Annotated in this window: 16 protein-coding genes and 5 pseudogenes; 14 read left to right on the forward strand and 7 right to left on the reverse strand. The window is 59.3% G+C overall.

Annotated features, from left to right (window positions below; all coding sequences use genetic code 11):
- Window positions 1-228 precede the first annotated feature (228 nt).
- Both MET49242_RS19745 and MET49242_RS19750 read left to right on the forward strand, forming a co-directional pair.
- Complete coding sequence (locus MET49242_RS19745; RefSeq protein WP_036285547.1) at window positions 229-789, forward strand: thermonuclease family protein; 561 nt, start codon at window positions 229-231, stop codon at window positions 787-789.
- A gap of 257 nt (window positions 790-1,046) precedes the next feature.
- The gene (locus MET49242_RS19750; protein WP_036285549.1) at window positions 1,047-1,262 is read left to right on the forward strand and encodes a SlyX family protein; all 216 of its coding nucleotides are present in this window, start codon (window positions 1,047-1,049) and stop codon (window positions 1,260-1,262) included.
- A gap of 272 nt (window positions 1,263-1,534) precedes the next feature.
- Here the strand turns inward: MET49242_RS19750 and MET49242_RS19755 are convergent.
- Window positions 1,535-1,834 (reverse strand): annotated as a pseudogene (locus MET49242_RS19755) (transposase); the annotation flags it as partial.
- Between the two features lie 116 nt (window positions 1,835-1,950).
- Between MET49242_RS19755 and MET49242_RS19760 the strand changes: the two are divergent.
- The 7 genes and pseudogenes from MET49242_RS19760 to MET49242_RS26280 form a co-directional block, all read left to right on the forward strand.
- Window positions 1,951-2,322, forward strand: coding sequence for a transposase (locus MET49242_RS19760; RefSeq protein WP_051134341.1), 372 nt, complete (start codon window positions 1,951-1,953; stop codon window positions 2,320-2,322).
- Window positions 2,319-2,666: an IS66 family insertion sequence element accessory protein TnpB gene (tnpB, locus tag MET49242_RS19765; RefSeq protein ID WP_036285553.1), complete on the forward strand. Its 348-nt coding sequence runs from the start codon at window positions 2,319-2,321 to the stop codon at window positions 2,664-2,666. Before MET49242_RS19760 ends, tnpB begins: the two co-directional genes overlap by 4 nt.
- 72 nt (window positions 2,667-2,738) lie before the next feature.
- Window positions 2,739-3,488, forward strand: a pseudogene (locus MET49242_RS19770) (transposase); the annotation flags it as partial.
- Between the two features lie 552 nt (window positions 3,489-4,040).
- A complete protein-coding gene (gene ltrA, locus MET49242_RS19775) occupies window positions 4,041-5,294 on the forward strand; it encodes a group II intron reverse transcriptase/maturase (protein ID WP_036285555.1) in 1,254 nt (417 codons plus the stop codon).
- A gap of 79 nt (window positions 5,295-5,373) precedes the next feature.
- A pseudogene (locus MET49242_RS19780) lies at window positions 5,374-6,231 on the forward strand (IS66 family transposase); the annotation flags it as partial.
- Entirely contained in the window at window positions 6,215-6,601 is a 387-nt protein-coding gene (locus tag MET49242_RS19785; protein ID WP_051134342.1) for a hypothetical protein, read from the forward strand. The pseudogene MET49242_RS19780 and the gene MET49242_RS19785, both read left to right, overlap by 17 nt.
- Before the next feature lie 22 nt (window positions 6,602-6,623).
- Window positions 6,624-6,872: pseudogene (locus MET49242_RS26280) on the forward strand (IS6 family transposase); the annotation flags it as partial.
- Window positions 6,873-6,940: 68 nt separating this feature from the next.
- On the opposite strand, the gene MET49242_RS19790 reads toward MET49242_RS26280, so the two are convergent.
- The 4 genes from MET49242_RS19790 to MET49242_RS25285 form a co-directional block, all read right to left on the reverse strand.
- Complete coding sequence (locus MET49242_RS19790; RefSeq protein ID WP_036285557.1) at window positions 6,941-7,897, reverse strand: right-handed parallel beta-helix repeat-containing protein; 957 nt, start codon at window positions 7,895-7,897, stop codon at window positions 6,941-6,943.
- 680 nt (window positions 7,898-8,577) lie between these two features.
- Window positions 8,578-9,261 (reverse strand): integrase core domain-containing protein, encoded by a 684-nt coding sequence (locus tag MET49242_RS25895; protein ID WP_244430859.1) that lies wholly within the window; start codon window positions 9,259-9,261, stop codon window positions 8,578-8,580.
- A gap of 710 nt (window positions 9,262-9,971) precedes the next feature.
- On the reverse strand, window positions 9,972-10,784 hold the full coding sequence (locus tag MET49242_RS19805) for an IS5 family transposase (RefSeq protein WP_036279258.1): 813 nt from the start codon (window positions 10,782-10,784) through the stop codon (window positions 9,972-9,974).
- Between the two features lie 265 nt (window positions 10,785-11,049).
- Window positions 11,050-11,235 carry a hypothetical protein gene (locus MET49242_RS25285; protein WP_144259715.1) on the reverse strand — a complete coding sequence of 62 codons (186 nt, stop codon included), beginning with the start codon at window positions 11,233-11,235 and terminating at the stop codon, window positions 11,050-11,052.
- A gap of 791 nt (window positions 11,236-12,026) precedes the next feature.
- On the opposite strand from MET49242_RS25285, the gene MET49242_RS19810 reads away from it, so the two are divergent.
- Both MET49242_RS19810 and MET49242_RS25640 read left to right on the forward strand, forming a co-directional pair.
- Window positions 12,027-12,434, forward strand: a complete 408-nt coding sequence (locus MET49242_RS19810; RefSeq protein WP_036285559.1) for a bacteriohemerythrin — start codon at window positions 12,027-12,029, stop codon at window positions 12,432-12,434.
- Between the two features lie 125 nt (window positions 12,435-12,559).
- Window positions 12,560-12,730 carry a hypothetical protein gene (locus MET49242_RS25640; protein ID WP_158497339.1) on the forward strand — a complete coding sequence of 57 codons (171 nt, stop codon included), beginning with the start codon at window positions 12,560-12,562 and terminating at the stop codon, window positions 12,728-12,730.
- A gap of 719 nt (window positions 12,731-13,449) precedes the next feature.
- On the opposite strand, the pseudogene MET49242_RS25290 reads toward MET49242_RS25640, so the two are convergent.
- Window positions 13,450-13,691, reverse strand: a pseudogene (locus MET49242_RS25290) (transposase); the annotation flags it as partial.
- Between the two features lie 386 nt (window positions 13,692-14,077).
- On the opposite strand from MET49242_RS25290, the gene MET49242_RS19820 reads away from it, so the two are divergent.
- Window positions 14,078-15,337 (forward strand): choice-of-anchor P family protein, encoded by a 1,260-nt coding sequence (locus MET49242_RS19820; RefSeq protein WP_036285561.1) that lies wholly within the window; start codon window positions 14,078-14,080, stop codon window positions 15,335-15,337.
- Window positions 15,338-15,538: 201 nt separating this feature from the next.
- On the opposite strand, the gene MET49242_RS26285 is transcribed toward MET49242_RS19820, so the two are convergent.
- A complete protein-coding gene (locus MET49242_RS26285) occupies window positions 15,539-16,555 on the reverse strand; it encodes an integrase core domain-containing protein (RefSeq protein ID WP_036285563.1) in 1,017 nt (338 codons plus the stop codon).
- A gap of 128 nt (window positions 16,556-16,683) precedes the next feature.
- Here MET49242_RS26285 and MET49242_RS19830 point away from each other — a divergent pair, with 128 nt between their 5' ends.
- Window positions 16,684-17,085 (forward strand): DUF6157 family protein, encoded by a 402-nt coding sequence (locus MET49242_RS19830; protein ID WP_036285565.1) that lies wholly within the window; start codon window positions 16,684-16,686, stop codon window positions 17,083-17,085.
- A 121-nt stretch (window positions 17,086-17,206) separates the two neighbouring features.
- Complete coding sequence (locus MET49242_RS19835; protein ID WP_036285568.1) at window positions 17,207-18,577, forward strand: HTH domain-containing protein; 1,371 nt, start codon at window positions 17,207-17,209, stop codon at window positions 18,575-18,577.
- Window positions 18,578-18,806: the final 229 nt, after the last annotated feature.

Consider the following 18,806-nt stretch of genomic DNA (forward strand, 5'->3'; position numbering starts at 1 on the left):
GGTAAATGTTATAACATTCTGCCGGTCCGACCAAGTTTTACACGGGCGCCATGGACGAAAAACGCGATCTGAAAACGATTTGCCGTCATGCGCCCCAGCCCGGACAACGCCGAAGGGCCGGCCCGGCCGCTCTGTTGCCGCGACGGTCTGTTATTGCTTATGAGACTGGACGCCAGCGCAAAAATTCCTGGTACGTCTTGTCAATCCCGGCGCATATGGAGCGAGCCGATGAAAGCCCTGGCTGCCCTGCTTCTGCTCCTCGGCTCGGCGGCAATCGCTCAGGAGGCCATGCCGTTGCCGGGCGGTGAGTTCGTCATCCAGGGACCGATCACGCGGGCGCTTACCGGCGCGGACATCGTCATCAACGGAAAGAGCGTTCACCTCGCGGGTGTGCGCGCGCCGAAACGGGGGCGGATTTGCATCCGGGGCGGCGAGAGCGTCGATATTGGGTCCGAGGTGGCTGATGGGCTGGAACATAAGCTGGCAGGCGCTGAGGCTATTATTCAGGCTCGCCTCGCTGAAGGTGGGAGGATTGTTGGCCGCGGCACCGTCAACGGTCAGGACATTGGTGAAGTGGCTATCATAAATGGCTTCGCCATCACCAAGATTGGGGATGTCACCTACGCCAAACCGGAGCGCGAGGCGCGCAACACGCGTCCCGGTCTTTGGTCATGCAGCTCGTTCCCAAAAACGGAGACGCTGCCGGAAGTGGCTGCAGCGGGCCCCGCGCCACAACTGCCGCCGCCGGTTCAGGTAAGGCCTTGGCCTGAAGCCAAAATCCCGCGCTAGCGTCGACTATGCTCCTCCGGAGGCGCAGCCATCCGCGCAGCCTGTCGACCCGGAAGATGACTTCGACATCGTCCCGGATGACGTGGGAGGGTTTTTCGAGGACGTATTCAACGGCATAGATCGAACGATACGCGACATATTCGGCACCCCGCCGCAGCGATGAACAGGCAGCGTCGGACCCATCGGAGGCGAGGGCGGCGCCCGCTCGCCCGCGAATAAGCAGCCGATCGAAATCGAAACCTTGATGGAATGTCGATATGAATGACGCCGCTTCAGAGTTTTCCTCCCGCCTCGATACGCTGGAGGCAAGCGTCGCGCATCAGGAGAAGATGCTTGCAGAACTGAACGAGGTCGTCACCTTGCAATGGCGCAAGATCGACGTGCTGGAACGGTTGGTCGCCCAACTTTGTGAGGAACTCCAGAACATTGCGCCGCAGCGCGAGGCGCCCGAGCCGCCGCCGCCTCATTACTGATGGATTTGGCCGCGACGGCCAGCCCGCGCCCTCGAAGCTTTCGGCGCGCTTAAGCCGATTTCGTCGCCACAGCAGCGTGGATAAGATTTTCGACACACAGGTAGGCTCTGATTTCGATATGAGAGACTTTTTTTGCTTCCAGGCATATTGTCTCGCGTTGTGCCTTCGGCGGCTGGTTGACCGGCGTCAGCACGAGACCATCAAGATACCAGCCGTAAGCTTGGAAGTTTTATAGAAAGTCGTCGCGTGGGCCGAGCACCTCCTAGAGGGTGTTATGCACCTTGGATCATGAAATCTGCTGCGCGCTTGAGCATGAGACATGCGAAGGCGACGACGTGGAGTCCTGCGAGGGTCTGAGCATAGCGCTCGTAGTCTTTGACGAGCCGCCTGCATCGCGTCGCCCAGGCGAATGAACGCTCGACCACCCAGCGCTTGGGCAGCAACACGAAGCCTTTTTTGGCCTCGGCGAGTTTGACGACGCAAAGCTCGGCGCCCTGCGCCTTTGCGGCCTCGGACGCCTTTTCGCCGGTGTAGCCCTGATCGACATAAACGAGTTCGACGCTTTCGCCTGTCACATCGTATCCCTCCGGCGGCGGCCGCCTGGCGGTGAGCTCGGATTTCGGGATAGCTGGGTGACGGCTGGCGCGATGATCGTGTCGACTACTATTACAAGCGGACACTATCGCCGATGTCGCGCAACGATGACGATCCGCCGGCTCTCCGTCGCAAGCGCCGATCATGGGCTCTCGATGAGAAGCGCCGGATCGTCGACGAGAGCCTCGAGGACGGCGCTTCGATCGCCGAGGTCGCACGACGCTACGACCTCAACGCCAACCAGCTCTTCACCTGGCGCCGGCAGTTCGGCCTCGATCTGGCTGCGCCGCAGGGACGCGCGCCGATCCTGCCGGTGACGATCACGCCGGACGCGACGGCGGAGTATTCCGCTCCAGGGTCGACCGGCCAGATGGAGATCGTGCTCGCCGACGGTGATCGGATCATTGTGTGGGCCGATGTCGAGACAGCCGCGCTGTCGCGGGTCGTGAAGGCGCTGCGCCGATGATCCCGTTGCCGGCGGGCTGCCGGGTCTGGATCGCGACCGGCCATACCGACATGCGGCGCGGCATGCGGGGCCTGGCGCTTCAGGTGCAGGAGCAGTTGAAGCGCGACCCTCACGCGGGCGACCTTTACATTTTCCGGGGTCGCCGCGGCGATCTCGCGAAAATCCTCTGGCACGACGGGATCGGGCTGTCGCTTTACGCCGAGCGGCTCGACCGCGGAAAGTTCATCTGGCCCTCGGCGAGCGCGGGCGCGGTGTCGATCTCGGCCGGGCAGATGGCCTATATGCTGGAAGGGATCGACTGGCGAAACCCGCAACTCACCTTCAGGCCGCAAAGCGCGGGGTGAGACGCAAAAAAGCTGGGGTCGTCTGCTGTTTGAGGCGCCACAAATCGCGGGTTTTGTGATTCACTTCGCCTCATGGACGCAGCCGCCCTTCTCGACGAAAACGCCGCGCTGAAAGCGCAGCTCGCCGTCGCGCTCGCGAAGGCGTCGGAAGACGTGGCGCTGATCGCCGCGCAAAAGCTCCAGATCGCCAAATTGCAGCGCCAGATCTACGGGCAAAAGTCGGAGCGCTCGGCGCGGCTGCTCGATCAGTTGTCGCTCGAACTCGAAGAGCTGGAAGCGAGCGCGACCGAGGACGAACTCGCTGCGGAGCGCGCCGTCGCAAAGACGACCACCGTCGCCGGCTTCGAGCGCAAGCGGCCGGAGCGCAACACCTTTCCTGAGCATCTGCCGCGCGAGCGCGTGGTCGTCGAGGCGCCGACGACCTGCGCCTGCTGCGGTGGTTCGCGCCTGCGCAAGCTCGGCGAGGATGTGACGCGGACGCTGGAGACGACGCCGCGCCAGTGGAAGGTCATCGAGACCGTGCGGGAGAAGTTCACCTGCCGGGACTGCGAGAAGATCACCCAGGCGCCGGCGCCGTTCCATGTCGTTGCGCGCGGCTGGGCGGGGCCGAGCCTCTTGGCGATGATCGCCTTCGAGAAGTTTGGCCAGCATCAACCACTGAACCGTCAAGCCGAGCGCTATGCGCTCGAAGGCGCGCCGATCGCCTTGTCGACCATGGCCGACGCCGTCGGCTCCATCTGCGCCGCGCTCGATCCGCTGCGGCGTCTTGTCGAGGCGCATGTCCTCGCAGCCGAGCGGCTGCACGGGGACGACAGTGTGCTGCAGAGGCACGCAGAAAGGATGATCGTCATGGTCTGAACTTCTGTGCGCTGAAGCTGCGGTAACGATGAGGGACGGCCCCTCGGGATCGGCTTTCAGGAGCGGGTCTCAAACCACTCCAAGCGGCTGCGTTAAAGAGGCGTGGTCGTGAGCGTTGGAGCCAAAGTTCAAGGAGCACCTTGAACAGGTATGCGTCCGAGAGACGAATGAAAATGAACCCACCGATGAAGCGTCGTGACGTGGAAGGCGTCGTCAAAACCAGGGGTGTGTCGTCCCTCTGGGATCAGCTCGCCGGATGCCTGATGACTGGGCGAGCGACGACCGGCGTTGAGGGGGCGTGAAGCGGATGCAGGCGTTGCCGTGGAACTGCAGGAACCAGCCGCTCCGATGCAAAGGGAGAAGCACAAGCGGAGAAAACCGCGAGGCGAGAGTACCGACGCGGAGCGCTGGGACGGACCGGCTCGTAGTAGCGATGAACGCCCGTAACGGGGCCGGAGCAAAGGGGTCGGATCAGGTCGGCGGATCGTTGACGCAACTGGCGACAGGAGGACGTCGATGAACCCGCCAAGCAAGCCGTTCTTGGTCGACAAGCATCAAGTATACGAAGCATATCTGGAGGTGCGGTCCAAGGAGGGCGCGGGCGGCGTCGATGGCGTGACGATCGAGCAGTTCGAGAAGGATTTGAAGGGCAACCTCTACAAAATCTGGAATCGAATGAGCTCTGGCGCATACTTCCCGCCGCCAGTGCGTGCTGTTTCCATTCCCAAGAAGAGTGGAGGGCAGAGAATCCTTGGAGTCCCGACCGTAGCCGACCGCGTGGCGCAAACGGTTGTCAAGGAGATCATTGAGCCGGCTCTGGACGCGATCTTTCTAGCGGATTCCTACGGCTATCGGCCCGACAAATCGGCGCTTGATGCTGTCGGTGTCACGCGCGAGCGATGCTGGAAATTCGATTGGGTTCTAGAGTTCGACATCAAAGGTCTGTTCGACAATATCGATCACACGCTGTTGATGCGGGCTGTCCGGAAACACGTCGCGTGCCCTTGGGCGCTGCTCTACATCGAACGATGGTTGACGGCCCCGATGATGCAAGAGGATGGAACATTGATTGAGCGAACGCGCGGCACTCCGCAAGGAGGCGTCGTCAGCCCGGTCTTGGCTAACCTCTTCATGCACTACACGTTTGATCTCTGGATGGCGCGGACGTTCCCGCACCTGAGGTGGTGTCGGTATGCAGATGACGGGCTGGTGCACTGCCGGTCCGAGAGGGAGGCACGGATCGTATGGGAAGCGCTGGCGTCTCGGATGGCGGAGTGCCGCTTGGAGCTACATCCCACGAAGACGAAGATCGTCTATTGCAAGGATGATCGGCGAAAAGCCAATTTCGAGAATGTCGCCTTTGACTTTCTCGGCTACTGCTTTAGGCCGCGAACCGTGAGAGGCCCACGCTCGCAGACTCTGTTCTGTGGGTTCACGCCAGCGGTGAGCAAGCCTGCGCTGAACGCGATGCGATCCACGATCCGAGGTTTGAAGTTGCGCAAACGAACACAGGTGACGCTGGACGATATCGCTCGCGAGCTGAACCCGATCACTCGGGGCTGGATCGCTTACTATGGGCAATACACGCGTTCGGCGCTCTATCCCCTGGTTCGTTATATCGATCAGACGCTTGCCGTCTGGATCAAGCGCAAGTTCAAGCGCTTCCACCACCGATTGGGCCGCGCCCGTGCTTTTCTCGAAAAGATCGCGTGCGAAAACCCCCGATTGTTCGTGCATTGGCGACTCGGCGCAAGTGGCAGGCTGGCCTGATGGGAGCCGGGTGAGGCGAGAGTCTCACGCCCGGTTCTGGGAGAGGCCGAGGGTGAAAACCCCTCGGTCTACTCGCCCCACGGTTCCTGTGCTGGCCAAGGGCAAGACCGACACAGGTCGCTGCTGGGTCTATGTGCGCGACGACGCGCCCTTCGGCGGCGCCGGGCCGCCGGCGGCGATGTTCTATTACTCGCGCGATCGGCGCGGCGAACATCCACAGGGCCATCTGGCGAACTGGTCCGGCATCCTGCAAGCCGACGCCTATGACGGCTACGGCAAGCTCTATCTGGCAGGGCGCGCGCCCGGCCCGATCCGCGAGGCCGCGTGCTGGGTCCATGCGAGGCGCCCGTTCTTCGCAATGGCGGACATCGACGAGAATGCGCGGCGCAAGGCTTCGGGCAAGAAGGAGATACCGCTGTCGCCGATCGCGATCGAGGTCGTTCGTCGGATCGACGCGCTGTTTGCGATCGAGCGGTCGATCAAAGGCAAGAGCGCGGAGGAACGCCTCGTCGTTCGACAGGCGTCGAGCCGCCCGCTCGTCGACGCGCTGGAAAGCTATCTGCGCGAACAACTCGCCAAACTCTCGCGCGGGCACGATCTCGCCAAGGCGATCCATTACATGCTGAAGCGCTGGCCGGCCTTCACGCTGTTCCTCGACGATGGGCGCGTCTGCTTGTCCAACAATGCCGCCGAGCGCGGCCTGCGCGGCATCGCTTTGGGAAGAAAGTCATGGTTGTTCTGCGGATCTGATCGCGGCGGTCAACGCGCCGCGGCGATGTACAGCCTCATCGTCACGGCGAAGATGAACGGCGTCGATCCACAGACCTGGCTCGCCGACGTCCTCGCCCGCATCGCCGCGCACCCCGCGCATCGGCTCGATGAACTGCTGCCATGGAATTGGCGGAAGGCGCATATGAGCCATGCGCAAGCTGCTTAAGCCGAACGCCGCATTCTCCGAGGCCGAAAAAGCGCGCGTCACCGCCGCCTGCGAGCTGTTGATCAATGACTTCCTGAAGCCTCGCTTCCTGCCTTCGATCCAACCGACCGAGTTCAACTATCCGGTCGATATTCTCGGCAAATGGCACGGCGCCAAATATCGCCTCATCCAACGTTACCGTTCCGGCTTCCCCGACAATCAGGGCGAAGAGTTCGATGCGCCCTTCGCTCGCCTCGATTGGATCAGCCCCGACCGCTTCGACATTCAGTGGCGTCGCCACACCGGCGAGTGGTTCCGAGTCTATCGCGGCCTAAATCTACACAAGGCCATCGAAACTCTAAAATCCGACAGACTCCTGCATCCCGTATAAATTGGCAGATCGACCCGCCAATCATCCCGCACGCAGCGCCTGCGGCCTACGCCGGACGGCTACGCATCAACCGACGCGGCGACGAGAGAGGATAATGAAGCGGTTCAAATCGGCGCGACAAGCACAGCGCTTCTTGTCCATTCACGATCAGCTCGCCAATCTCTTCCGTCTTCCCCGCCCAGAACATCAGACGGCAAACGCCCGCCGCGCTCATCGCGCGAAGGCGATCACCGCATGGCGCGAGATCACGGGAGCGGCCAAGGCTGCATGATCCCTGAGACGCGCCTCGCGGTTTCGGTGCGCGTTCCAGCCGTTAAGTTGACGGTGCCGAACCTGCAATTAATGCATTGTGCCGCCGATCATTATGCCAAAATTGTCGTTAAGGTTCAGGTCGATATTGTTGTCGCCATAAGTCAGAATGTTGCCGTTGCCAGCCTTGGCAACTCCAGTTGCATTGCCGGAAACGCTTGAGTGAGCCAGCATGATGGCGCCAAACGCGTCGGCCTTAACCCCGATCGAGTTGCTGAAGCGGGATCCACCGCTTACCGTCACGTTGCGTAGGGTCAAGATTGCAAAGTAGCCAGGGCTTGTACCGCCTGCCCGAAAGCCGACGTTTGCGTTGTTGGCGGCGATCGTGTTGACGACCGCAACCGTCGCCTCCGCTCCCGCTGGTCCGATGAGATTCATACCGAATAGATTGTTCGCGAGTGTTCCGCCTTCGACCGTTCCGCCAACTTGAGCAGCGGTCCCCGGTTGGACGCTAATTCCGCTGCCGCCGTTGTCGGCTGAAATCGTGTCGACGATCGCAAACCTGCTATTATTCGTCGGCTGCAAACGAACTCCATCGCCGCCGAAACGTCGAATTACGCAATTCGCGATAGTTAGCTTGCCGCCGCTGTTCAGTCTGATACCTACTGCCGCTGTCTTGTTGAAACCGTCTAGTGTAAGGCCGGTGAGGTTAATCACAGCTTCCGCCCCGGCGTTAATCGTAACTGCATCGCCAGGGCTGCCGCGCACGATGCCGGCACCATCAACTCCGGTTATCGTGATCGATTTATTGATGATCACCCAGCCGTAGTTTCCCGGATCGAGCGCCTTGATTTCGCCGCCGGCGGCGGTTTGACTCAAAGCATATTGGAACGTTAGACATGCCGTTGCCGCAGAGGCGCAGTTGCCACTGTTTGCGCCTTTGCTGGAGACAAACGACAAAGGCCCTGCTTGCGCTTGGATTGCAGTCAGGCAAATGCCGAGATAGAGAATGCCGGCGGCGGCCGGGGCAGATATCCGATTCGACACTAAAAGCTCCTATTAATTTAGTCAGATGGAACAATATCGCTCCGATGTAAGACCATTAACATAATCCGCAATAATCTGCGTGCGTAATCGCACAGCTCAATTTCGCGCGTCTCCGCATCCTGTCCGTGCTCAAAAAATCTATCCGGTCCGGGAATCGTTTTGCCGATGAAGTTCGCAACGGATGCTTTTTTGACGAGTCGAATAGCTTGGGGGAAGCTGCGATCTGGGCGTCACGCGTGGGTTCTCAGCGCCGTCGCATTCGAGCGATAGAGTTGTAAAAACGAACGGCCGCCGATGCCGTAACAGGTCAGCCGGTTCGGTCGCCACAATTAGCTCACGCGGCGCGACGTTCGTAGCGATGATGCAGACCGCCGACCTCCGGGAACGCAATAATCATGCCTGCAGAGGGAGGCCGGACGCGGCGAGGTTGTGGACAATCCTTGTTGAGCGACAGATGCGTTCTGGCCTTGTGATGATATTCGAAATATTTCGATAAGACGTCGTGCAAGTGATGCTCGTTCAAGATGACGAGGTGATTCAAACATTCGCGGATCGAAACCGATAAGGCGCTCGACATAGGGGTTCTGCCAAGGCGACCGCGGCGCGGTGACAACTTCTTTTATGCCCATTGCCCGAACTCGACGACGAAATCCGAACCATATGACTGTGTGTGCCAAAAATTAAATCCGGACGTAATGGTGATGGAGTCCGGCGAGGATCGCGCGAGATTTGACGGCTCCAATCCGCTGAACGGCGCGAGAGACCAGCGCATCCTTGTTCAACGCCCGATGAGTGCGGACCTCATAGTAATAGCCCGCATAAGATTTGAGGATCCGCTGCAGATGCGCCTCGCCCAAGACAATGACGTGGTCGAGACACTCGCGACGGATCGATCCGATCGATCGTTCGGCGAAGGCGTTCTGCCAGGGCGACGCCGGCGCGATCGGCTTGTCTCGTATGCCCATGGCACGCAAGCGACGCCTGACGATGCGGACAAAGACGCCGTCCCGGTCACGAATGAGATAACGCGGCGCCTCGCTCCAGGGGAACGCCTCGGTGATCCGACGCGCAACCCATTCCGCTGTCGGATGCCGGGTGACGTCGATCCAGACCAGGGCTCTACGGTCGAGCCGAACAATTACGAGGGCGTAGAGCAAATCGAAGCCGATGGTCGGGATGACGAACAAGTCCATCGCAGCGATATGCGGGGCGTGATTGTGCAGAAAGGCGCGCCATCCCTGGCTCGGCGGTCCCCGCCGCCTGACCATGTATTTGGCGACGGTTGACTGAGAAACCTCAAACCCGAGCTTCAGTAGTTCGCCGTGAATGCGCGGCGCGCCCCACAGCGGGTTCTCGGCGCTCATTTGTCGTAAGAGCGCCCGCAACTCCGCCCCAACCTGCGGCCGCCCGACGCGGCCCCTTGATTTCCAACGCCAATAACGACGGAAGCCAGCCCGATGCCAGCGCAGCAAGGTCTCGGGACGGATGATGGCAAGGCTTTCGAGGACCGACGGGAACCATCGATACAGCTGGACCAAAAAACCAGCGGTCGGTATTGGCCAGCCTGGCGCGCCCGCCCAACTTGCGCCGCAAGATGATCAATTGCTGTCGGAGCGCTGCGTTCTCCGCTTCAAGTCGGCTTCTCGACTTGAAGGGCGACGCCAGAATGGCCACCAGTAAGCGGATCAGCGCGATCATTCCGCCAGCTTAGCCGATTTCGTCGCCACATCAACGCGGATGAGATTTTCGGCACACACAAGACCCCGAGGTTGCTATTGGCCATCAGCAGTCTCTGTTCATCCAGCATGAGACGGGCGCTGCATTCAGTCGATCCAACTCTACGATACCGAGAAGAGCAGCCCAGTCGCGGAGATCGTGGGTCCCGGCAAGACGTCTTCGGGCCTCGTGGGTCGCGCCCATTTTCGTCGGCTACCGCGGCAACTCCGTGAGAGCTGGCTGGAAGCGCGCAACCTGCTTCGCGGCGACGGACATTGTGCGCGGTCGGCGGCGAAGAGGTGGCAGAAAGATCAACCGCGCCGATTATGTTCCTGGTCTGCTGGGCACCTAGAGGGTGTTATGCACCTTGGATCATGAAATCTGCTGCGCGCTTGAGCATGAGACATGCGAAGGCGACGACGTGGAGTCCTGCGAGGGTCTGAGCATAGCGCTCGTAGTCTTTGACGAGCCGCCTGCATCGCGTCGCCCAGGCGAATGAACGCTCGACCACCCAGCGCTTGGGCAGCAACACGAAGCCTTTTTTGGCCTCGGCGAGTTTGACGACGCAAAGCTCGGCGCCCTGCGCCTTTGCGGCCTCGGACGCCTTTTCGCCGGTGTAGCCCTGATCGACATAAACGAGTTCGACGCTTTCGCCTGTCACATCCTGCACGGCTGCGATGAGCTTGCCGACCTCGGCGCGGTCATCGACATTCGCCGGCGTGACATGCAACGCCAGCAAATGGCCCAATGTGTCGACTGCCATGTGCAGCTTCGAGCCGCGCTTTCGCTTCGCGCCGTCATAGCCCGCTCGTGGGCCGCTCTCAGGGGTCGAGCGCAAGGTGCGGCTGTCGATGATCGCCGCCGTCGGCTCCGCCGCCCGCCCGGAAGCGACGCGCAACTGGGCGCGCAGATCCTGCGCAAGCGCCTCGAACACGCCCGCCGACAGCCAGCGCTGCGATTGCTGATACACGGCGAACCATGGCGGCAGATCGTTGGGCATGGCGCGCCAGGCGATGCCGTAGCGCAGCACGTAACGCAGGCCGTTGAACAGCTCGCGCAGCGAATGTTGACGCTGCGGCGCGCCTTCGTCCATGAGCGTCAGATAAGGCGCAACCAGCGACCATTCTTCGTCGCTGACGTCAGACGGATAAGGTTTGCGAATCGGAGACATCCGATTCTACTAAGACAATCAATCACCAAAGTACATAACACCCTCTAGGCGCTATCGAAAAATAAGGTCGGCAAATTCCCGCGCGTCTAACTTTAAGCGCGGGTGAACCCACGCGAGAAACCGACAGGGTCGAGGCTGACGAACTCTCGGCAAACTTCTTTGAACATTCGACACGGCCGCGGCCATCACGCGACCCTCAATATGAGTTTTTACCGTCACCGCGAAATCGCCCATTGCGAACGCCGATTCTCAAATTTTGACGATGTTATTCCTCACCGCGCTCATCATCACTTGAATTCTTTGGTTCTTGGCCGACAGTCTCCATGTTCTCAACATGTTCAGCAGTAAGGCCGCTATTAAAATATTCTCTGGCACGACGTCGATCTAGCTTCTGGAACCCTCTGGCAAGAAGGTGTTCATTGATGGCGCCGAGATAAAGTACGAAGTCCATAGATCGCATTCCGCATGATCTCTTCAGGTTGGGTATAGTAGCCCCGACTCGGAAGACCTTGCACACCATAGATCGCGGTATGCCGGAACCTCCGCCGCGCTGGGAGCCGCGCTATACACTCTGACGAAATCGCCTTCGAGGAAGGGTGGCAGCTCAAGGTCCACTGATTACGAAAAGCCAGGAACTCCCTAAGATTGCGACTAGTGATGCGACGATAACGGCATTGATTATCGGCTCACGAACCATCAGCTCCGCTCCTCTTGTGATAGGTCGAGTTACGAGTGACGAGGCGTGATAGAGCATCGAGCGATGGCGTACTTTCAATTAGTCAATTTGTCGCAGTTTGTCGATTCTTTTAGAATAATTATAGATTGGCATTATAATAATTATAAATCGATATTATAATAATGTGCATTGTTCCTAAGACTGAACAGAAGTTATCACCGCGAATGCGTAATTATACGTACTTTGATACGTTTTCCGATCTTCGATGCGAATATTTGTCGCGGTTTTTACATCTTGAGCCCGCGCCAGGGCGGACATAGGCTTTCCGTGCCTGCCATAACAATCTACTATCGGAGGAAACTATGCGGCCTGCGCACAACAACAAGGAGCTCTTAAAAGCTCTCGCCGTCGTCGGCGTAATCGGCGCGATGTTCATTGTCGTGCTCCACAATGTGACGGGTATGATTGGCTAAACCACGCCGCGAGGGTTTCCGGAGCACCTCTACGGTTCCGGGAATCCCAACGTACATTGCTTCTTGTCCGGAGACATTCGAGGAGGAAACACAATGTCGCTTATGACGTGGACAAAGGAACAATTTGGCACGAACGTCAGCGCCCATGATGAAGAGCATCGCGAAATATTCCGGCTGGTCAATGCGCTGGGCGACGCAGTCGGGACCGGTGACCGCACGACAATCGGAAAACAGTTGGATGCGCTGATTGATTATGTCGCGAAGCATTTCGCCGCCGAGGAAGCAAATTTTGCCAAATACGACTATCCAGCGGCTACTACGCACAAGGCCGAACACGACAAGCTGGTGGCGACCTGTCTTGATTTGCAGAACAAATTTCATGCCGGCGAAGCGGAAATCACAGGTGAGACCGCGGCGTTTGTCGTCGGCTGGTTGAACAATCACATTCCAAGTATCGACAAGCTCTATGGTCCTTATCTTAACGCAAAAGGCGTCGTTTGATTGCGGTCTTCGTTTCTACTCCGATAAGACTCTCGTTCCCTCATGCTCTCCATGGGTAACTATCTTGCACATGCGCAGAGCTCAACGGTTAACTTTAGAAAGAGGAAAAAGAGGAGGAAGCTAAGATGGCTGAACAAGATCTGGCAATCACGCCGAAAGCATACGCTTTCGCCGTAGTCGGCGCTCTCATACTGGGCGGCATCGGCGGGGCATTATTGGCCAGTGGAGCCGTGGGCTACATTTCATCCGCTATCATTGGAGCTATTATTGGAGGCGGTATCGGAATGTTCATGTAGGCGCAAACATGACGTCAATCCGTCGCGCTTTGAGAGCGGACCCGAAGTAACACGTGTAGGCTCACATTGCCCTTGGCTTGTCCCTATTGGCCCGGCTCCCTGCCGGGCTTTTTCTTTGGTGGTAATGATGCAATCCGACTGCGACAACTGCGCGCATGACAAGCTGTCGCATTGGCCCCGGGATGCGCGCGAAGCTATTTCTGCAGGGACACATTCCCTCCCAAGTATAACTTGAGCCCGGCTCCACGCTGGGCTCTATCTTTTTGAATCGCACGCCTGTCCCGCCATCGGTCGTCACCGGCCGCCTTTGCATACGATTTCGGCTGCCTCCGGTCACCTTACGGTGTGTCGGAGACGCGCGCTGCATCCCTGTCGCTCAAAGATGTTTGCATAATTTCGCGTTTGCCGGCGAACCTGAAACACGGTTACTGCGCCACCATTCCGATGATAGCATCGCCCTTTCTCATTGACGGCCGCTGCGATTTCATCAGCCGTCATCCATTTGTTCCCGTGTTCGTATAGAATTGCAGCAATTTCTCCACAAAGCGTGATGTGCTTGCTTTCCATTTTCGTTGGCTCGGAATTGTCGCGTCGATCGCCGCCAAAGTTATACCAACTCGTGTTCATTATAATCCATACATCTATTCGCGTAATGCGATGGACATGATGCGCCAGGGCTGCTCGACGACCTTGTTCCATGCCTCGCAGTGCCAGTTCGCCATCTTGGCGTGAAGCATCTTCAAATCCACGGCTGCCTCTTTTGGCTCCGTCTTCCCCTGCTCGAGCACGCTCGCCGCGCCTTCCAAAAGCTGGCTCTTCCACGTTGTGATCTGGTTCGGATGCACGTCGAACCGCCGCGCAAGTTCGGCCAGCGTCTTATCGCCCTCACGGCCGCCAAAGCCACCTTCGCCTTGGACGCCGCTGGATGGTTGCGGCGCGGTCTCTTCGTGAACGAATACACCTAATTCGCGGCGAGAATCCTCGCCGGCGTCAGGCAGAAAATCCACTTATGTCACTGTCCGAATTTGCGAGGCCAGCTCTCCTGCGATGAGGCGTAGGCTGAGTGGACATCGGAAATAGAGCCGGAAGGACGCGACATTCGCGCAGTCAAAATTGCAAAGGTCAAGATTGCTATTATGTCGCGCCGACATTCACAATTATTTGCGTTGCAGCACATACCAATCGACGCCTCTTGATTGTAAACATTGTTTTGTGGCGGGGTGTCCATCGTCCCCGCTTAGCATTAAACGAAGAAAGAAACGTATGATGTTGCGAAAACTCGAAGCGGCAGTAACTTGCCTTACTGAAATTCTCCGCAGACGACCCTTCCCACTGTTTGTAGTCGTCATGGCAAGCGTCCTAGCCGAGTTGTCTTCGCCCGGCGTCGCGCTCGCATTGCCGAACGGCACATATCAGGGCAATGCTTTCGCCACGAACTCCAATATCAAGGTAGGTCCGATCGGCGTCGCCTTGGGCAACACCGCCTTTATTCCTTGCCCGTGCACGGGTACGAACGGCGATACGCTGAGCAGCAGCGTGAACTCGCTCACAGCGGGCGTGGGTGGCAACATTCTCAATGGGGCCACTGCCATCAGCACGGTGCATACGGCCGAAACTACAACTGCGAAGATCGTGAGGAATAGTTCCACAATCCAAGCGCTAAACCTGCTCAACGGCCTGATCACGGCCGATGCCCTCATAGCGGTAGCCAACACGACTGCAACTGACTCGGCCGTCATCAGTGATGCCGATGGTTCGACCTTCGCCAACCTCAAAATTGCGGGCGTTCCAGTCGCGGTCAATGTCGCACCGAACACCACCGTCCGTCTGCCAGGGATCGGCAATGTGACTCTTAAGAAGACGGTGACAGTCGGCAACGGGACGACCGCCAGTTCGATCGTTGTCGAAATGATCTCCATCAATGTCACGCTCGCCAACAGCTTCGGTCTCCCGGTGGGCGCGCAGATCGTTGTCGGCCACGCGGCGAGCGGCTTCTTTCACACGACGACAAGTGTTGTCGTCGCCGGGACCTCATGGGTGACATACGTCAATGCTGCGGCCGGAAGCCTGCTGCAGACCAGCATCGGTCTGACGGCTCCGTCTGGAATCGGTTGTCAGGGCACCGGCGGCAAAATCCTGACCAATAGCGTCACAGCACTCAACGTCGCAGGCGTTTTGTCGCTCGGAACCGGCAATACAACGGCTATCGGCGGACCTACCGCGACCGGCGCTACTGCAAAGACTACGGCCACATTGCAAAATCTCAACCTGTTGAATGGCCTGATTCGCGTCGCCGCGATCACCGCAGTCGCCGAAACGAAGATCGTCAACGGCGTTCGCACGCGCTCGACGAACGGCACGGCCTTTACAGGTTTGAAGGTTCTTGGGATCAACTTGCCGATCAACGTTAAGCCAAACACGAAGATCGCGTTGCCGCTCCTGGGCTATGTGATCCTCAACGAACAGATCATTCCGCCGGCGACCTCAAATGCGCCGACTCGGGTGAACGGCCTCCATATTCGCATCACTACCGCAAACTCGCTGAAGTTACCTGTCGGAACCGAACTGATCCTCGCTCACGCCGACTCGTCTGCCTATAATTTCTGACGGTCAAATCGTCAGAATATTAGCCGCTCCCCGGGGGACCGAGGAGCGGCATCTATTTTTTGGAAAGTCGATCAAATTAAAGCGCAGCCTATCGCTACATCCGTGCTCGGGCCATAGCTTTGCCGAGGGTGCATGAAACACGCTACCAATCTTGGTCCCGCTCGTCGGGCAGAGCTAACGCACGGCTGTGTGTGCCAAAAATTACATCCGAACGTAATGGTGATGAAGTCCGCCGAGGCTTTTGCGAGATTTGATGGCTCCAATCCGCTGAACGGCGCGAGAAATCGGCGCATCTTTGTTTAACGCCCGATGAGTGCGGACCTCATTGTAATAATCTGCGTAAGATCGCAGAAGCCGGCGCAGATGTGCCTCGCCCAAGACAATGAGGTGGTCGAGATACTCGCGACGGATCGACCCGATCAATCGTTCGGCGAAAGCATTCTGCCAGGGCGAGGCCGGCGCGATCGGCTTGTCTCGTATGCCCATGGCGCGCAAGCGACGCCTGACGATGGGGCCAAAGACGCCGTCCCGGTCACGAATGAGATAACGCGGCGCCTCGCTCCAGGGGAACGCCTCGGTGATCTGACGCGCAACCCATTCCGCTGTCGGATGCCGGGTGACGCCGATCCAGACCAGGGCTCTACGATCGAGCCGGACAATTACGAAGGCGTAGAGCATATCGAAGCCGATGGTCGGGATGACGAACAAATCCATCTCGGCGAGATGCGGGGCGTGATTGGCGAGGAAGGCGCGCCATCCCTGGCTCGGCGGTCCCCGCCGCCTGACCATGTATTTGGCGACGGTTGACTGGGAAACCTCAAACCCGAGCTTCAGTAGTTCGCCGTGAATGCGCGGCGCGCCCCACAGCGGGTTCTCGGCGCTCATTTGTCGTAAGAGCGCCCGCAACTCCGCCCCAACCTGCGGCCGCCCGACGCGGCCCCTTGATTTCCAACGCCAATAACGACGGAAGCCGGCCCGATGCCAGCGCAACAAGGTCTCGGGACGGATGGTCGTGATGCCCCGGAGGACCGACGGGAACCATCGATACAGCTGGACGAAAAACCAGCGGTCGGTATTGGTCAGCCTGGCGCGCCCGCCCAACTTGCGCCGCAAGATGATCAATTGCTGTCGGAGCGCTGCGTTCTCCGCTTCAAGTCGGCTTCTCGACTTGAAGGGCGACGCCAGAATGGCCACCAGCAGGCGGATCAGCGCGATCATCTCGCCAGCTTAGCCGACTTCGTCGCCACATCAACGTGGATAAGATTTTCGGCACACACAGGTGGTGTCGCCGGGCTCGATAAGGCATGTGTTGGTCGAGGGTAGACGCAAGCGGGATCGGTCGACAATTGAAAAGCACGAACTATCACAATGCCTTCATCTCGGTATCGGCAGACTGCCCCGCAACCGCGGGAATCGAACCGGCGAGCAGAAGCTCTGTTGCGGGCATGCAATACGCGCTACTTCGAGGCGAACCCTATTCCTTCACCAGCGACGACCTGCTTTTCGAAGTTTTTGCTCGGCGAACCGGAATCGAGGCCCACAGACGAGATGTCGCGCGCGCGGCTTTTTTCTCAAAGCCGCAAGCATGTCTTCGCGCCTCGCCGCTGGTGAAGCAGTACGGCTGGGGATTGCACCATGACGAGCGGGGACAGGTCGCCATCTATGGAATCGAGACTGATACGTACCAGAAATTGGCCGCGCGCAACGACTTGAAGCTTGTTCCAGGAATGCGCAACCGGCGCTATTGAGGCGTCCTCGCATCAGAAGCAACCGCCGTAATCCCGAACATGGCCAATCTGGCGGCGGGAGTCAGACATGGAATCTTTTCTGCTGCCAGAATTTGACAGGATCACATGCTAATCTGCCAGCATGTCCCGCACGCATCGACTGTTCGAACTGCTGCAAATGCTTCGCCGCCGCCGACGGCCTGTGAGCGGGGCGGAGCTGGCGGGCGAGGCGGGCGTTTCGCTGCGCACGCTCTATCGTGACATAGCCGCCTTGCAGGCAATGGGGGCGGAGATCGACGGCGAGCCGGGCGTCGGCTATGTGCTGCGGCCCGGCTTTCTGCTGCCGCCGCTGATGTTTTCGGAGGACGAGATCGAGGCGCTGGCGCTCGGCGCAAAATGGGTGGCGCGGCGCACGGATGACGGATTGTCCGACGCCGCTCGCAGCGCCGTTGCGAAAATAGCCGCGGTTCTGCCGGCGGAGCGGAAATCTCGGCTGGAGGACGACGCTCTTATCGTCGGCCTCGGTTGGGAGCGGCCGCAATATGTCGAATTGAAACTGTTGCGCCGGGCCTTGCGTGAAGAACGCAAGCTCGTGATTGGCTATCGCGATGAAAGGGGCGCGCGAACGGAACGCGTGATTTGGCCTGTGGCGCTTGGTTTTTTCGAGTCCGCCCGCGTTCTAGCTGGCTGGTGCGAGCTGCGGGGGGCTTTCCGTCATTTCCGCGCCGATCGAATCGAAACGGCGCATATTCTGGAAGCGCGGCCGCCGCGCCGCCGTCAGACGTTAGTGAACGAATGGCGTCGAACCATGCTGACAGAAGCTGACAGCGTTCTTGCTTACAGTCGCTCCGCATCAAAAAAGCCGAAAGGAAAATCCATGGCGAAGGAGCTTGTTTTCTACACCAATCCACAGTCGCGCGGCATGATCGTGCATTGGATGTTAGAGGAGATCGGCGCGCCCTATTCAATCGAGGTCAGGGATTTCGGAACCGCGATGAAGACGTCCGATTATCTCGCCATCAATCCCATGGGAAAGGTGCCCGCGATCAAGCATGGCGACGTCGTTGTCACCGAAACGGCGGCGATCTGCGCCTATCTCGCCGATGCCTTCCCGGAGGCCGGCCTCGCGCCGCAGCCCCCGGCGCGAAGCGACTATTATCGCTGGCTGTTTTTCGCGGCCGGCTGCGTCGAGCCGGCGATGAGCAACCATTCCGTCGGCTGGGACCCGGCGACGCCAGAGTTGCGGGGCCGATTCGGCTATGGCTCCTACGCGGCCGTGATGGATACGCTCGCCAAGGCCGTGGCGGGGCGCCGCTATATCGCCGGCGACGCTTTCACAGCGGCCGACGTCTATGTCGGATCGATGATCGGCTTTGGGCTGCGGTTTGGCGCGATCGACAAACGTCCCGAATTCGAAGGCTATTGGAACGGCTTGGAAAATCGCCCTGCGCGACTGCGCGCCGGCGCTCAGGTCGAAAAGCTCGCGTCGAAGAAAGCCTGGGCGCCCGCATGAGCACATGTTGAAAGATGCAGCGCGCTTGCGAATTATGCGTCGCGGGCGCAAACCTCGACGACTGCGCCACCCCGTTTTTCGCTGGAGCGGATTGGCGGCGAAAGGGCGCCAGCCGTTGGACCAACCGCACTGAGGCGTTGTTGTCGCGTTGACGACTGGGTCGTACCCGTCATGTCAGGCAAGACCGCTGCCCAGTCGTTGACGTGATCATGCCGTCCGATGACGAGCG

The organism is Methylocystis sp. ATCC 49242, from assembly GCF_000188155.2.
GTDB lineage: Bacteria > Pseudomonadota > Alphaproteobacteria > Rhizobiales > Beijerinckiaceae > Methylocystis.